Origin of the sequence: Hartmannibacter diazotrophicus, from assembly GCF_900231165.1 — a bacterium.
GTDB classification, from domain to species: Bacteria; Pseudomonadota; Alphaproteobacteria; order Rhizobiales; family Pleomorphomonadaceae; genus Hartmannibacter; species Hartmannibacter diazotrophicus.
The window spans coordinates 1,486,616-1,500,844 of the sequence record NZ_LT960614.1 but is presented as its reverse complement, the minus strand read 5'-3'; the positions used below and the strand labels follow the sequence as shown (position 1 = coordinate 1,500,844).

Annotated in this window: 12 protein-coding genes; 1 reads left to right on the top strand and 11 read right to left on the bottom strand. The window is 63.5% G+C overall.

Going from position 1 to position 14,229, the window contains the following annotated elements; all coding sequences use genetic code 11:
• Window position 1: 1 nt before the first annotated feature.
• The 6 genes from HDIA_RS06975 to HDIA_RS06950 form a co-directional block, all read right to left on the bottom strand.
• Complete coding sequence (locus tag HDIA_RS06975; RefSeq protein ID WP_099555512.1) at window positions 2-1,267, bottom strand: lipoprotein-releasing ABC transporter permease subunit; 1,266 nt, start codon at window positions 1,265-1,267, stop codon at window positions 2-4.
• A 76-nt stretch (window positions 1,268-1,343) separates the two neighbouring features.
• Window positions 1,344-2,663, bottom strand: a complete 1,320-nt coding sequence (gene proS, locus HDIA_RS06970) for a proline--tRNA ligase (protein ID WP_099555511.1) — start codon at window positions 2,661-2,663, stop codon at window positions 1,344-1,346.
• 971 nt (window positions 2,664-3,634) lie between these two features.
• Complete coding sequence (locus tag HDIA_RS06965) at window positions 3,635-3,904, bottom strand: DUF1467 family protein (protein ID WP_099555510.1); 270 nt, start codon at window positions 3,902-3,904, stop codon at window positions 3,635-3,637.
• Window positions 3,905-3,963: 59 nt separating this feature from the next.
• A complete protein-coding gene (panB, locus tag HDIA_RS06960) occupies window positions 3,964-4,791 on the bottom strand; it encodes a 3-methyl-2-oxobutanoate hydroxymethyltransferase (RefSeq protein WP_099555509.1) in 828 nt (275 codons plus the stop codon).
• 3 nt (window positions 4,792-4,794) lie between these two features.
• Window positions 4,795-5,664, bottom strand: coding sequence for a pantoate--beta-alanine ligase (gene panC / locus HDIA_RS06955; protein ID WP_099555508.1), 870 nt, complete (start codon window positions 5,662-5,664; stop codon window positions 4,795-4,797).
• A 316-nt stretch (window positions 5,665-5,980) separates the two neighbouring features.
• Window positions 5,981-6,877 (bottom strand): LysR substrate-binding domain-containing protein, encoded by an 897-nt coding sequence (locus HDIA_RS06950; RefSeq protein WP_099555507.1) that lies wholly within the window; start codon window positions 6,875-6,877, stop codon window positions 5,981-5,983.
• Between the two features lie 144 nt (window positions 6,878-7,021).
• Between HDIA_RS06950 and HDIA_RS06945 the strand changes: the two genes are divergently transcribed.
• Window positions 7,022-8,017 (top strand): aldo/keto reductase, encoded by a 996-nt coding sequence (locus HDIA_RS06945; protein WP_099555506.1) that lies wholly within the window; start codon window positions 7,022-7,024, stop codon window positions 8,015-8,017.
• Between the two features lie 31 nt (window positions 8,018-8,048).
• On the opposite strand, the gene mce is transcribed toward HDIA_RS06945, so the two are convergent.
• From mce to HDIA_RS06920, 5 genes are all read right to left on the bottom strand, one after another.
• Window positions 8,049-8,453 (bottom strand): methylmalonyl-CoA epimerase, encoded by a 405-nt coding sequence (mce, locus tag HDIA_RS06940; protein ID WP_099555505.1) that lies wholly within the window; start codon window positions 8,451-8,453, stop codon window positions 8,049-8,051.
• 158 nt (window positions 8,454-8,611) lie between these two features.
• Window positions 8,612-10,282, bottom strand: a complete 1,671-nt coding sequence (locus HDIA_RS06935; protein WP_099555504.1) for a ribonuclease J — start codon at window positions 10,280-10,282, stop codon at window positions 8,612-8,614.
• A gap of 65 nt (window positions 10,283-10,347) precedes the next feature.
• Window positions 10,348-11,127, bottom strand: coding sequence for a biotin--[acetyl-CoA-carboxylase] ligase (locus HDIA_RS06930; protein ID WP_099555503.1), 780 nt, complete (start codon window positions 11,125-11,127; stop codon window positions 10,348-10,350).
• 4 nt (window positions 11,128-11,131) lie between these two features.
• Complete coding sequence (nuoN, locus tag HDIA_RS06925) at window positions 11,132-12,562, bottom strand: NADH-quinone oxidoreductase subunit NuoN (protein ID WP_099555502.1); 1,431 nt, start codon at window positions 12,560-12,562, stop codon at window positions 11,132-11,134.
• Window positions 12,563-12,705: 143 nt separating this feature from the next.
• Entirely contained in the window at window positions 12,706-14,217 is a 1,512-nt protein-coding gene (locus tag HDIA_RS06920; protein ID WP_099555501.1) for an NADH-quinone oxidoreductase subunit M, read from the bottom strand.
• Window positions 14,218-14,229 lie beyond the last annotated feature (12 nt).

Sequence of the window (14,229 nt, the reverse complement as noted above, 5' to 3'; positions counted from 1 at the left end):
ATCATTCGTACCTCAGCGCTTCGACCGGATCGAGGCGCGCGGCCCGCCAGGCGGGGTAGATCGTCGCCAGCAGCGAGAGAACCAGCGCCATCATGAGCACGCTCACGGTCTCCCCGACCTGAATCTCTGCCGGAAGCTGGCTCAGGTAGTAAAGCTCCGGCGAGAAAATTTCCGTACGCGTCAGCCAGGAGACGAATTCGCGGATCGATTCGATATTGAGGCAGACGACCAGGCCGAGAAGGAAGCCGGCGAAGGTGCCGACGACGCCGATGCTGGCGCCGGTGATCAGGAAGATGCGCATGATCGAGCCGCGCGTTGCGCCCATGGTGCGCAGGATCGCGATGTCGTGGCCCTTGTCCTTCACCAGCATGGTGAGGCCGGAAATGATGTTGAGGGCCGCGACCAGCACGATCAGCGTCAGGATCATGAACATCACGTTGCGCTCCACCTCGAGGGCGGAGAAGAAGGTGACATTGCGCTGGCGCCAGTCGGAGACGACATTGGGCCGCCCCGCCGCCGTCGAGATCGTGTCGCGCAGGGTCGACACGTCATCGGGATTGTCGAGGAAGACGTCGATGGCGCTGGCCACGCCCGCCATGTTGAAATAGCGCTGGGCCTCCTCGATCGGCATGAAGACGAAGGTGGAATCGTATTCCGACATGCCGATTTCGTATATCGCGGCCACCGTATAGGCCTTCACGCGCGGCGTGGTGCCGAGGGCCGTGACGTTGCCCTTGGGGCTGACGAGGGTGACCTTGTCGCCGACGGAAACGCCGAGATTCTGGGCCAGACGCACACCGATGGCGATGCCCTGGCCGCTGTCGAAGCCCTCGAGCGTGCCCTGGCGGATCGTGCCGGAGATCAGCGGAATCTTCTGAAGGTCCTCGGCGCGCACGCCGCGCACCAGCGTTCCGAAGGCGCCGGCCGGTCCGGACGCCAGAACCTGCCCCTCAACGAAGGGCATGGCGAGATGGACGCCCTTCACCTCGGCGATCTTCCTGGCGACCTCGGCATAGTCGGTGAGGGGCGAATCGATCGGCTGGACAACGACATGGCCGTTGATGCCAAGGATCTTTTCCAGAAGCTGCCCCCGAAAACCGTTCATCACCGCCATGACGATGATCAGGGTCGCCACGCCCAGCATGATGCCGAGGAAGGAAAAGCCGGCAATCACGGAAATGAAGGCTTCCTTGCGCCGCGAACGCAGATAGCGCCCGGCCAGCAGCCATTCAAACGGAGTGAACACCTCTACCTTGCCAACTTTCATGATTCGTCAGCCTCCGGGCCCGGGAACATCGCCCTGCCCTTGCGTCCTGCCCACTTCCCCTCAGCCACTACCGTCATCAGCCCCCCGTGAGCCGCGCAAGAGCCGACTCGATGGAAAGCGTCTCGCGCTCACCGCTCGCCCGGCGCTTCAGCTCGACCATGCCATCGGCAAGGCCCTTGGGACCGACGATCAACTGCCAGGGCAGACCGATCAGATCCATGGTGGCGAACTTGGCGCCGGCCCGGCCGTCGGTGTCGTCGTAGAGCACGTCCTTGCCGGCCGCCTCCAGCTTGGCGAGAAGATCCTCGCAGGCGGCGTCCGTCGCGGCATCGCCGACCTTCAGATTGACGAGGCCGACATCGAAGGGAGCAACCGAATCCGGCCAGATGATGCCCGCGTCGTCGTGGCTTGCCTCGATGAGGCCGGCCACGAGGCGCGAGACGCCGATGCCGTAGGAGCCCATGTGCACGGGACGTTCCGTGCCATCGGGTCCCGCGACCTTGGCGCCCATCGGCTCGGAATATTTGGTGCCGAAATAGAAGATGTGGCCAACCTCGATGCCGCGTGCCGTGACCTTGCGCTCGTCGGGCAGCGCCGCGAAGGCGGCCTCGTCGTGCATTTCCTCGGTCGCGGCGTATTTCGACGTCCAGGCGGTGACGATGGGCGAAAGGTCCGCGTCGAAGTCGGTATCGGCGCCGGGCACGGGCGTATCGAGAAGTTCCTTGTCGAGAAAGACGGCGCTTTCGCCCGTGGAGGCCAGCACGATGAACTCGTGGGTCATGTCGCCGCCGATGGGGCCGCTGTCGGCCTTCATCGGAATCGCCTGCAGGCCAAGGCGCTCGAAGGTGCGCAGGTAGGCGACGAACATCTTGTTATAGGCTCTGCGCGCGCCCTCCTGGTCGACGTCGAAGGAATAGGCGTCCTTCATCAGGAACTCGCGGCCGCGCATGACGCCGAAGCGCGGGCGCACCTCGTCGCGGAACTTCCACTGGATGTGGTAGAGATTGAGCGGCAGATCGCGATAGGAGCGAACGTAGGAGCGGAAGATGTCGGTGACCATCTCCTCGTTCGTCGGACCATAGAGCATGTCGCGCTCGTGCCGGTCGGTGATGCGCAGCATCTCCTTGCCGTAGTCGTCATAGCGACCGCTTTCGCGCCAGAGATCGGCCGACTGGATGGTCGGCATCATGATCTCGATCGCGCCGGAGCGGTCCTGCTCCTCGCGGACGATCTGACCCACCTTGTCCAGCACCTTCTTGCCCATCGGCAGCCAGGAATAGATGCCGGCCGACTGCTGGCGCAGCATGCCGGCGCGCAGCATCAAACGATGCGACACGATCTCGGCTTCCTTGGGGGTCTCTTTCAGGATGGGCAGGAAATAGCGCGACAGGCGCATGCGGTGAGCCTCTTGGTTCTTGTGCCGGCCAGGTGCCTGATTGGTCGAGACTCGGCGAACACAGCCTCAACCAAATCGAATTGCTGCCCTATCTAGCGTTTGTCGCGGCGAGATGAAAGCCGGCTCGCCACGGAAGGACCGCCGTACACGGCAAAAAAACGAATGATGCGCTGGCCGCAGATGATCCGAACATTTGCTGCAGTGCAAAAGAATTCGTTAGTATTTCAACGTAAGTCAATCACCGGAGCCTAAAACATGGGCAAGATCGATTCAGCGGCAAAATGCCTTTTTTATCCATAGTTTGCGCCTTTCGTGCACCTTCGTGCTCCGGACAGCAAATGGTGCGGACTTTTTTTCGCATTAACCGCATCAAACAGATGACAAGTGAAAAATCGCAGTGTAGGGTCACCACCATAAGAACAGGGAAGTGATTGCAAGCGATTGAAGGACAAAATAAACGTCCTCACTGAATCAGTTTGTAAAGATATTCCCGAAATACGCGGTCTGATGTCTTGGGAGGATAGCACCCTTGGCGCGGAAATCGCTGCCAAAGTGACCGGATAAATGGGAGGCATTGTTATCGGGTTACTTGTATGGGTTCGACACGCGAAACTGGAAAAGCAAGGCTTCGGCCTTGCTTTTTTATTTTTTAAATCGATTTGCTTTTCAGTAACCAATGAATTGGCTGGTCAGCCGTGATTCAATGTTGCAGCCATCATTCTGTGCTGCATGCATACGCATCGCCCGAACAAACGATTCCCCCAATACGGACCTAAAGACCGATTCTGCACCGGACGTTTCCGTTTCGGATGGCTCTCCCCTCCAATGAGCGCGAAGCCCAAGGGGGATTCGGCTGCGAATGCCGCGCCCCCTCTCCTTCCAGGGGAAAACGGGTCCAGGCGGATTCGCTGGAACGCGACTGCCATCCTCCAAATGCGAGAGCAAGGAGTGATCTGAAGGCGGCTCCGGTCCTATCCGTCCGACGGCGGACGCAGGAAGGGGATGCTGTCGAGCGTCAGGCCAGCTTCCAGCGCGAACCAGTAGAGGCCGAAAATGACGCCGGCGACCACCGTCGTCCAAAGGAACTTCTTCCAGATCACCACGCTGACCGGAGCGCCGGGTTCTGTTCCGGGCTCGACCTCGTTCGCGTCATGCTGGGTGCGCACGCCGAAGGGCAGCACCAGGAAGAGCGACAGCCACCAGATGACGAAATAGATGGCAAGGCCGCTGGCAAAGGTCATGACTGGCTCCGGTTCGATTGAGATTCGGGCCGCATGGCGTGACCGACGCGGCCCGATTCTCAGGATTTCTTCGGCTGGTAGGTGTGCTCAACCGCCGGAAATGCCCGCGACCGCACTTCGGCCGCATAGGTCTCGGCGGCAGAGGCGATCTGTGGCGCGAGCGATGCGTAGTGCTTGACGAACTTCGGCTTGAAGTCGGAGAAGAGGCCGAGCATGTCGTCCGCCACGAGAACCTGCCCGTCGCAATGCACCGATGCGCCGATGCCGATCGTCGGCACGCCGGAGGCCTCGGTGATGGCCTTGGCGAGCGGTTCCTGGGTGGCTTCAATGACGTAGGCAAAGGCGCCGGCCTCTTCGATCGCCTGGGCGCCGGACATGATCGCCTTTGCCTCCGCGTCGGTGCGTCCGCGCGAGCTGTAGCTTCCGAAGGCGTTGATCGACTGCGGCGTCAGCCCGATGTGGCCGAGCACGGGAATGCCGCGCTGGGTCATGAAATGGATCGTCTCGGCCATTTCCTCGCCGCCCTCCAGCTTCACGCCGTCGCAGCCGGTCTCGACCATCATCCGGGCGGCGTTGCGAAAGGCCTGCTCGGGCGATTCCTGATAGGTGCCGAAGGGCATGTCGACGATCACGCAGCTCTTCTCGACGCCGCGCATCACGGCGGCCCCGTGCGCGATCATCATGTCGAGCGTCACTTCCAGCGACGACTTGAAGCCGTAGAAGACCATGCCGACAGAATCGCCGACGAGCAGGAAATCCACATGCGGGTCGAAGAGCCTGGCAACGGGCGTCGTATAGGCCGTCAGTGAGACGACAGGCTGGCCGCTGCCCTTCATGGCGCGAATCTGCCCGGTCGTCTTGCGGCGCTGAATTGTCGGAACACTCATGTTTCACTCCGCTCCGTTTGCAGGCTGAAGGTCGATGACCCGGTTGTCGAGAAGCCGAGTTGTCCCAACCCTGACATAGAGCAGCAACAGCACGGCCCCGGGACGCTCGCTTCCCAATTCGGTCAACGTCTCGGGATGACGCAGCGCGACGACTTCGGGCTCGGCCAGCGGCTCGGCGGCGATGAAGTCGCGCAGCGCCGCTTCCACGTCACTCCATGCGAGTTTCGTTTCGGTCAGCAGCCGGCTCGCCTCGTCGAGCGCGCGCGGGACGATGACGGCTGCCGCCCGCTCCTCTTCACTGAGATAGACATTGCGCGAGGAGCAGGCGAGGCCATCCGGCTCGCGAACGGTCGGCACGCCGACAATCTCGATCGGGAACGCAAGGTCGGCCACCATCACCCGCAGGATCTGGAGCTGCTGATAGTCCTTCTCGCCGAAGAAGGCGACGTGCGGCTCGACGAAATTGAAGAGCTTGGAGACCACGGTGCAGACGCCGGCGAAATGACCGGGACGCACCTCCCCTTCCAGCAGCCGGCCGAGATCGGGCACGTCGACGACCGTCTGCATCGGACGCGGATAGACCTCGCTGACGGGCGGGGCGAACAGAACGTCGACACCGGCCTCCTCCAGCAGCGCCGCATCGCGGGCAAGGTTGGCCGGATAGCGCTCGAAGTCCTCGTTCGGGCCGAATTGCAGCGGATTGACGAAGATGGTGACGACCACGATATCCGCTGCTTCGCGGGCGCGGCGCACCAGTTCCAGATGCCCCTTGTGCAGGTAGCCCATCGTCGGCACGAGGCCGATGCGCTTGCCGGATCGCCGGGCCTCCTCCAGCCCTTCCCGCAACTCGGCGACACGCTTGACCAGTTCCATCCACTCGACCTTCCCGACGCACGGAAGCGCATCGCCATCATGTGCGACGGCCTTGCTCTTCCGATCCCCATTGGAGCGCGATCTCTTCGCGGGTGCGGTATCCGCCCGCGCCGACAGGCGGCAGGAGCCACCCGGGCCAAGCACGCTCCGGGGGACCTCCCTCCCCCGCTTTCGAAAGGCCTTATAATCGGTTCAGCAGGTGTTGACCATGCGTCGAGGTCACGTTGTGCTCCGCACAATGGTCGCAGAGATCAGCAGGCGCGCGCCATCGGGCCCGAACGACCGGCGGGTCCTGCCAAGCGCAGGGAGACCCGCATCAATGTCGGCAGCGTTCGACCATGAAGTCGATGTAGGCGCGCAGCGCCGGGCGCATGAGACGGCGGCCGGAGTAATAGAGGAAGAAGCCGGGGAAGCTGGGGCTCCAGTCGTCAAGCACGCTTTCGAGGCGTCCCGAGGCAAGATCGTCGCGAACGAGATCCTCGAAGACATAGGCAAGGCCGCCGCCGAGACGGGCGACGTCGGCCACCAGCCCGGTCTCCGTCAGCGCCATGGCCGGTTCAAGATGCGCGACATGGGCGCGCCCATCCTTCTCGAATTCCCAGTCGTAGAGAGTCCCGCCTGAAAAGCGCCGCATGACGCAGCGGTGACGCGCGAGATCCTGCGGCGTTTCGGGCCGCCCCATGCGATCGAGATAGTCCGGTGTCGCGACAACCCTTTGCCGCATGGGTCCGGAAAGCCGCACGGCGACCATGTCGAGGCCGACGCGCTCTTCCAGGCGGATGCCCGCATCGAACTCCTCGCCGGCAAGATCGACGAAGCGGTCGCTGACATCGACGTCCAGCATGACCTCGGGATATCGTTCGGCAAAGGCCGCCGCGTGGGGAACGATGACCTTGATTCCCGCCATTCTCGGTGCCGTGATGCGCAGGCGGCCCGCCGGCCGTTCCCGGTCTTCGGCGAGCGAGTTCACCGCCTCGTCGATGCGGGTCAGCGCGGGATCGATGCTGTGAAGAAGCCGCTCGCCGGCTTCGGTGAGACCGACGCTGCGGGTGGTCCGGGTGAGCAGACGAACACCGATCCGCTCCTCCAGCGCGGCAATGCCGTGACTGACGGCCGAAGGTGACAGGCGCACATTGCGGGCCGCAAGGCGGAAGCTTCGGGTGCGCGCCACCTCGGCAAAGAGGGCGAGCGCAGGCAGGTCCGTACGGTTCATTACTGAATTTGACTCAACAGACTGACGATTTTTAAGCAGCTTATCACAGCAATCTCATCGGAGCATGATCCTGACAGTTCCCCTGACTGCGACACCCGTTCGCCGGTGCGGCGCGGTCGCCACCGCAACAACGGAGATCCGTCAATGAAGATGCGAACCCTCGGAGCCGATCTCACCGTCTCGGCCATCGGTCTCGGCTGTATGGGCATGAGCCATGCCTACGGCGGCCAGGACGAGGCGCTTTCGATCGAAACGCTGCGTCATGCCGTCGAGATCGGCGTGACCTTCTTCGACACGGCCGAGGTCTACGGGCCCTATACGAATGAAATTCTGGTCGGCAAGGCGCTCAAGGACCTTCGCGACAAGGTGACGATCGCCACCAAATTCGGGTTCAAGATCGCCAAGGACGCAAGCGGCGTTTCCAGCATGGCCGGCGTTGACGGCAGCCCCGAAAATGCCAAGGCCGTGGCGGAGGCGAGCCTCAAACGGCTGGGGATCGACGTCATCGACCTCTATTATCTGCACCGCCCGGACCCGAACGTGCCGATCGAGGAGAGCGTCGGGGCGATGGCCGATCTGGTGAAGGCCGGCAAAGTGCGCACCATCGGTCTTTCGGAAGTCGATGCCGCCACCCTGCGCCGCGCTCATGCCGTCCACCCGATCACGGCGTTGCAGAGCGAATACTCGCTTTGGTTCCGGGAGGTCGAGGGCGACATTCTCGACACCTGCCGGGAACTCGGCGTCGGCTTCGTGCCGTTCAGCCCGCTCGGGCGCGGCATGCTGACCGGAACGCTGCGCTCGCTCGACAGCCTTGGCGCCAACGACTTCCGCCGGTCCCTACCCCGCTTCGACGCGGAGAATTTCGACGCCAATCTCGCGGCCGCCGATGTCGTCGTGAAACTGGCCGCCGAGAAGGGCGTCACGCCAGCCCAACTGGCGCTCGCCTGGGTGCTGGCACAGGGCGATTTCATCGTGCCGATCCCCGGCACGCGAAACATCAAGCGTCTGGAAGAGAATGCCGCTGCGGCCGACGTCGTCCTGACCGAAGCGGACCTGGACGAGATCGAGGCGGCGGTGCGGCCGGACAGTTTCGTCGGCGCGCGCTATGGCGAAAATTTCGCCAAGCTTGTGAGGCGATAAGGTCCAACAGGCTTGAGGGAGGTGTTCTCCCTCAGGCCTGTTCCAGCTCCACCAGCGTTCCGTTGAAATCCTTTGGATGCAGGAAAAGCACCGGCTTGCCGTGCGCGCCGATGCGCGGTTCGCCGGAGCCGAGCACGCGCGCGCCGCTGTCCTTCAGCCTGTCGCGGGCCGCCATGATGTCGTCGACCTCATAGCAGACGTGGTGGATGCCGCCGGCGGGGCTGCGCTCCAGGAAGGCGGCAATCGGCGAATTTTCGCCAAGCGGCTCCAGAAGCTCGATCTTGGTGTTGGGCAATTCAATGAAGACTACCGTGACACCGTGTTCCGGCTGCGGCGTCGGGTCGGTCACTGTGGCGCCGAGCGTGTCGCGATAAAGAGCCGTGGCTGCGGCCAGATCCGGCACGGCGATGGCGACATGGTTGAGGCGTCCGATCATCGAGGGCTCCTTCGCGGGACTAGAGCATTTCCGTTCAAAACGGAGTCACGGAAATGCTCTATGTCTTTGTTTTCACGCAAATCCGGACGGAAAACCGGTTCCCACCCCCGCCTTCGCGAGGGCATGCTTTTCCTGAATTTGCTCTAGGCTGGAGCCTCTCATACCCGCGCGACGACGACGTCGCAAAGCGGCTTCTTGCCCCACCGCTCGTTCACCTTGGCGCGCGCGGCCCGGCGAACCGCCTCGGCCACGAGGGATTCGTCGCGCCGACGCAGGCGCGGGATCGAGACGACGGCGCCTTCCACTGCGTTTTCAATGAGTTCCTGGAAGAGCTCGCCACCGGCATCGGACTCCGGCAGACCGAAGAGCGTGACGATGGGCTCACCGGCGATTTCGCTCGTCTCGTCCAAAAGAACGACGATGGACATGGCTCCTGCGAAGCTGACCCGGCGCCGCTCCTGCACGCCGGAGACCTCCGGCGACTTCAGCAGATAGCCATCCTTGACGAGGATGCCCGATGGCACCGTGTCGATGATCTCCGGTTCGCCCGGTGCAAGCCGCAAGACCTTGCCGTTGCGGGCCGTGACCACCTTCGGCACTCCGCATTTGCGTGCGATATCCGCATGGGCGGCCAGATGCACGGATTCGCCATGGACCGGCACCGCCGTCTTCGGCTTCACGATGCCGTAGAGCCGGCGAATCTCGTCGGCGCGCGGATGACCGGAGGTGTGCACCAGCGCGTCGGCGTCCGTCACCAGCTTCACGCCGCGATCGACCAGCGCGTTCTTGATGGCGCCGACGGCCTTCTCGTTGCCGGGAATGGTGCGCGAGGAAAAGACGACAGTGTCACCGCGCGACAGGGTGACGTTGCGGTGCTCGTCGAAGGCGAGCTTGGCAAGCGCCGCGCGCGACTCGCCCTGGCTGCCGGTGACGAGGGCGACGACCTTGTCCGGCGGAAGGTAGCCATAGGCCTCCTCGTCACGGAAGGGTGGCAGGTCGTCGAGATAGCCGAGTTCGGAGGCCACGTCGACGGCGCGACGGATGGCCCGGCCGACGATGATGACTTCCCGATCCGCGGCCCTGGCTGCCTCGGCGACGGAGCGGATGCGCGCAACATTGGAGGCGAAGATGGTGACCGCCACCCTGCCCTTGGCCTTGGCGACCACGTCGGCGATGCCCTCGGCCACATCGCCTTCGGACGGGCTCGTGCCTTCGCGCGGCGCATTGGTGGAATCGCAGACCATGGCGAGCACGCCCTCGGCGCCGATCTCCTCGAAGCGCGGCAGGTCGATGGGCTTGCCGACGACCGGATGCATGTCGATCTTCCAGTCGCCGGTGTGCAGCACGGTGCCGAAGGGCGTCCTGAGCACCAGCGAATTGGGCTCGGGCAGCGAATGGGATACCGGCACGAATTCCAGATCGAACGGGCCTACCGAAAAGTGCTGCCCTTGCTGGACGACCTGGGTCTCGATCTTCGGTGCGTTGCGCTCCATCGCCCGCTTGGCGTCATGCAGGGCGGCGGCAAAGGGCGTCATGTAGACGGGCACGCCGAGCCTTGGCCAGAGATCGTAGAGGGCGCCGAAGTGATCCTCGTGGGCATGCGTGATGACGATCCCGACCAGATCCTCGCGGCGCTGCTCGATGAAGGCGATATCCGGCGTGATCAGATCGATACCCGGCAGGTCCGGCCCGGCGAAACTGACGCCGCAGTCCACCATCAGCCACTTGCGCCGATGGGCCGGCCCCATGCCGTAGAGGCCGAGGTTCATGCCGATCTCGCCCACGCCGCCCAGCGGCAGGAACACCAGATCGTCCTTCGGCTCACTCATGCAAAACTCCAATTCCGCGCCGCGCACTCTTTGTGCGGCCAAGCGCGTTCGATTCCGTCTTCCTGTCAGCCTGTAACACCGGCCCCGCCGGTGGCAAAGAAGATATCGCCCGCGGAGACGGTCTCAAGGCGGCCGTCGGCAAGGCGCAGAAGAAGGTGCCCCTCGCTGTCCAGCGCTTCAAAGACCCCCTCGAACTCGGCACGGGGCATACGCACGCGGATCGGCAGGCCCAAGCCACGGGCGCGGGAAATCCATGCCTCGCGGAGCGCCGCAAAGCCGCCTGACCGCCATTCGGCCAGCCGCCGCGCCATCGCACGGGCAAGATGCGCGAACATCTCCTCCGGCGTGACCGGGCAGCCAAGTGCGGCAAGATCGGTTGCCGGATAACCGGCCGTCTGGGGATGATGGCGAAGGTTGAGCCCGATGCCGATGACGATGGCCTGGCCGGCGGCGACCTTCTCACCCTCGATGAGGATGCCGCAGAGCTTCGCGCCGTCGTGGAGGAGGTCGTTCGGCCACTTGATTTCGAGGGCCGGCCGCAACATCGGCGGAAGGATCGCGCTCACCGCATCATGCACGGCCAAGGCGACGACCAGAGGCAACTGGCCGATGGTCCCGGGCAGCGCCGGTTCGACAAGCAGAAGCGAGGCGTAAAGATTTCCAGGCGGGGACACCCACTGGCGCCCCTGGCGGCCTCGCCCGCTCTCCTGCCGCCCTGCCCTCACCCAGAGGCCGGTCGGCTCCCCGGCTCTCGCGCCCTCCTTCGCCAGTTCGTTGGTCGACGTGACCGTCTCGAAGAAGAGGGAGCGAAAGCCGTCCGGCAATGCCGGAATGTCTGGCTGCATGCGATCAGAAGAGCGTCTTGGCAGCGGACGCCGCGGCCGACGTCACGGGACCGGCAAAAAGAACATAGAGCACGACGAAGACGGATGACGCGCCCAGCATTAGCCTAAGTTCGCCGGGCATCGTCTTGAAGGCGCCGACCGGCTCATCGAAATAGATCAGCTTGACGATGCGCAGGTAGTAATAGGCGCCGACGACACTCGCCACGATACCGACGACGGCAAGCCAGTAGAGCTTGGCGTCAACGGCGGCGGCGAAGACGAAATACTTGGCGAAGAAGCCGCCGAGCGGAGGAATGCCGGCGAGCGAGAACATGAGGAGCGCCAGCAGCGTGCCCATGATGGGGTTGGTGCGCGACAGGCCGGCGAGGCTGTAGATGTCCTCCACCATGCCGTCCTCGCGGCGCATCGCCAGAATGCAGGCAAAGACGCCGACGGTCATCGCCAGATAGATGACGAGATAGATGAGGACGCCCTGAACACCGGCCTCCGTGCCAGCGGCAAGGCCGACCAGCGCATAGCCCATGTGGCCGATCGAGGAATAGGCCATCAGGCGCTTGATGTTAGTCTGGCCGATGGCGGCGAAGGCGCCAAGGATCATCGATGCCAGCGCAACGAAGGCGATGATCTGCTGCCAGTCGGAGAGAGCCGGATGCATGGCTTCGACGACGACGCGGGTGAGTACGCCCATGGCGGCGATCTTCGGCGCGGCGGCAAAGAAGGCGGTGACCGGGGTCGGCGCGCCCTCATAGACGTCCGGCGTCCACATGTGGAAGGGCACCGCCGAGATCTTGAAGGCGAAACCGGCCAGCAGGAAGACGAGGCCGAAGACGAAGCCGACCGAGGCGCCCTCGGCCTCGAGCGAGGCCGCGATCTCGGCAAAGCCGGTGTGGCCGGTGAAGCCGTAGATCAGCGAGGCGCCGTAAAGCAGCATGCCCGAGGACAGCGCGCCAAGGACGAAATACTTGAGGCCGGCTTCCGTCGAGCGAAGCTGATCGCGGTTGATGGCGGCGACCACGTAAAGCGCCAGCGACTGCAGCTCAAGGCCGAGATAGACGGCGATCAGGTCGCTCGCCGAGACCATCATCATCATGCCGAGCGTCGCCAGGACGACGAGCACCGGATACTCGAAGCGCTCGAATTTCTCCGCCTTGGCGAAGCCGACCGTCATTGCAAGGGCAACGCCGGAGCCGATCAGGATGAGGATCTTTAGGAAGCGGCTGAACCCGTCGCTGACGAAGGCACCGTCGAAGGTCATGCCGTCGACCGGCTTGAAGACGATGATGCCAAGCGCACAGATGAAAAGCGCGACCGCGATTCCGGTGACGACCGTGGTCGATCCCTCGCCACGGAAGACCCCCAGCATCAGAAGGAACAGCGCACCGGCACCCATAAGGATTTCGGGCAGAGCCGGGACCATATCCGGAAGAGCCATCATCTTGAACTTCCCCTTGTGCCCTCAACCGCCATCGGCAGTCCCGGGCCGGACTTTAAGTCTTGGTGGCACCGCGGCGAAGCACGGCGGCCAATTGCATTCGTTTCACGGGCTGGGCGCGCGGTGAACGCACCCCTGCCCCCGGATCACTTCGCCAGCATCGCCGTCTGCGAGGCCATGTCGATCGCCGCCTGATAATTCTTGACCAGGAGATCGACCGAGGAGGCCGTCGCGTTCAGGATCGGTGCCGGATAGACGCCGTAGAAGACGGTCAGGATGATCAACGGCGCGAGGATCACCTTCTCGCGCACCGACAGATCCAGCATCGACTTCAGGCTGTCCTTTTCAAGCGCCCCGAAGACCACCCGGCGATAGAGCCAGAGCGCATAGGCAGCCGACAGGATGACGCCGGTGGCGGCGAAGAAGGCCACCCAGGTGTTGGCCTGATAGGCGCCCATCAGCGTCAGGAACTCGCCGACGAAACCGCTGGTACCCGGCAGGCCGACATTCGCCATCGTGAACACCATGAAGGCGAAGGCATAGGCCGGCATCTTCTTGACAAGGCCACCGTAGGCCGCGATCTCGCGGGTGTGCATGCGGTCGTAGATGACGCCGACACAGAGGAAGAGCGCGCCCGAGACGAGGCCGTGCGAGATCATCTGGAACAGAGCGCCCTGAATGCCCTGCACGTTCATCGTGAAGATGCCCATGGTCACGTAGCCCATGTGGGCGACGGACGAATAGGCGATCAGCTTCTTGATGTCCTCCTGCATCATCGCGACCAGCGAGGTGTAGATGATGGCGACGATGGAGAGCGTGAAGACGAAGGGCGCGAAATCGGCGGACGCCAGCGGGAACATCGGCACCGAGAAGCGCAGGAAGCCGTAGCCGCCCATCTTCAGGAGGATCGCGGCCAGGATCACCGAACCGGCGGTCGGCGCCTCGACGTGGGCGTCGGGCAGCCAGGTATGCACCGGCCACATCGGCATCTTCACCGCGAAGGAGGCGAAGAAGGCCAGCCAGAGCCATGGCTGCATCGCCGGCGGGAAGGAGTGCTGCAGGAGCTTGGTGATGTCCGTCGTGCCGGCGTCCCAATACATCGCCATGATCGCGATCAGCATCAGCACCGATCCGAGCAGCGTGTAGAGGAAGAACTTGTAGGACGCGTAGATGCGCCGCTTGCCGCCCCAGACGCCGATGATGATGTACATCGGGATGAGGCCGGCCTCGAAGAAGACGTAGAAGAGCACCGAATCCAGCGCGCAGAAGACGCCGATCATCAGCGTTTCGAGCACCAGGAAGGCGATCATGTATTCCTTCACCCGGGTCTGGACCGACAGCCAGCTCGCCAGGATGCAGAAGGGCATCAGGAAGGTCGTGAGGATCACGAAGAGCATCGAGATGCCGTCGACGCCGAGGCGATAGGAGATGAAATCGCCCATCCAGCTGGCGTCCTCGACCATCTGGAAGCCGGGGTTCGACGGATCGAAACGCCCCCAGACGAAGAGGGAGACCAGGAAGGTGAAGACGGTGGTGGTGAGCGCCACCATCTTGATGTTGCGAATCGCCACTTCGTCGTTGGCGCGGTTCCACAGGATCAGGAACACGCCCGCCAGCGGCAGGAAGGTGACAATGGAGAGGAGCGGCATTTCACTCATAGGTCGTCTGGG

What these genes read in the sequence shown, in the direction of transcription:
- HDIA_RS06975 (WP_099555512.1), bottom strand. Translation starts at nt 1,267, where the DNA reads ATGAAAGTTGGCAAGGTAGAGGTGTTCACTCCGTTTGAATGGCTGCTG.
- proS (WP_099555511.1), bottom strand. Translation starts at nt 2,663, where the DNA reads ATGCGCCTGTCGCGCTATTTCCTGCCCATCCTGAAAGAGACCCCCAAG.
- HDIA_RS06965 (WP_099555510.1), bottom strand. Translation starts at nt 3,904, where the DNA reads ATGACCTTTGCCAGCGGCCTTGCCATCTATTTCGTCATCTGGTGGCTG.
- panB (WP_099555509.1), bottom strand. Translation starts at nt 4,791, where the DNA reads ATGAGTGTTCCGACAATTCAGCGCCGCAAGACGACCGGGCAGATTCGC.
- panC (WP_099555508.1), bottom strand. Translation starts at nt 5,664, where the DNA reads ATGGAACTGGTCAAGCGTGTCGCCGAGTTGCGGGAAGGGCTGGAGGAG.
- HDIA_RS06950 (WP_099555507.1), bottom strand. Translation starts at nt 6,877, where the DNA reads ATGAACCGTACGGACCTGCCTGCGCTCGCCCTCTTTGCCGAGGTGGCG.
- HDIA_RS06945 (WP_099555506.1), top strand. Translation starts at nt 7,022, where the DNA reads ATGAAGATGCGAACCCTCGGAGCCGATCTCACCGTCTCGGCCATCGGT.
- mce (WP_099555505.1), bottom strand. Translation starts at nt 8,453, where the DNA reads ATGATCGGACGCCTCAACCATGTCGCCATCGCCGTGCCGGATCTGGCC.
- HDIA_RS06935 (WP_099555504.1), bottom strand. Translation starts at nt 10,282, where the DNA reads ATGAGTGAGCCGAAGGACGATCTGGTGTTCCTGCCGCTGGGCGGCGTG.
- HDIA_RS06930 (WP_099555503.1), bottom strand. Translation starts at nt 11,127, where the DNA reads ATGCAGCCAGACATTCCGGCATTGCCGGACGGCTTTCGCTCCCTCTTC.
- nuoN (WP_099555502.1), bottom strand. Translation starts at nt 12,562, where the DNA reads ATGATGGCTCTTCCGGATATGGTCCCGGCTCTGCCCGAAATCCTTATG.
- HDIA_RS06920 (WP_099555501.1), bottom strand. Translation starts at nt 14,217, where the DNA reads ATGAGTGAAATGCCGCTCCTCTCCATTGTCACCTTCCTGCCGCTGGCG.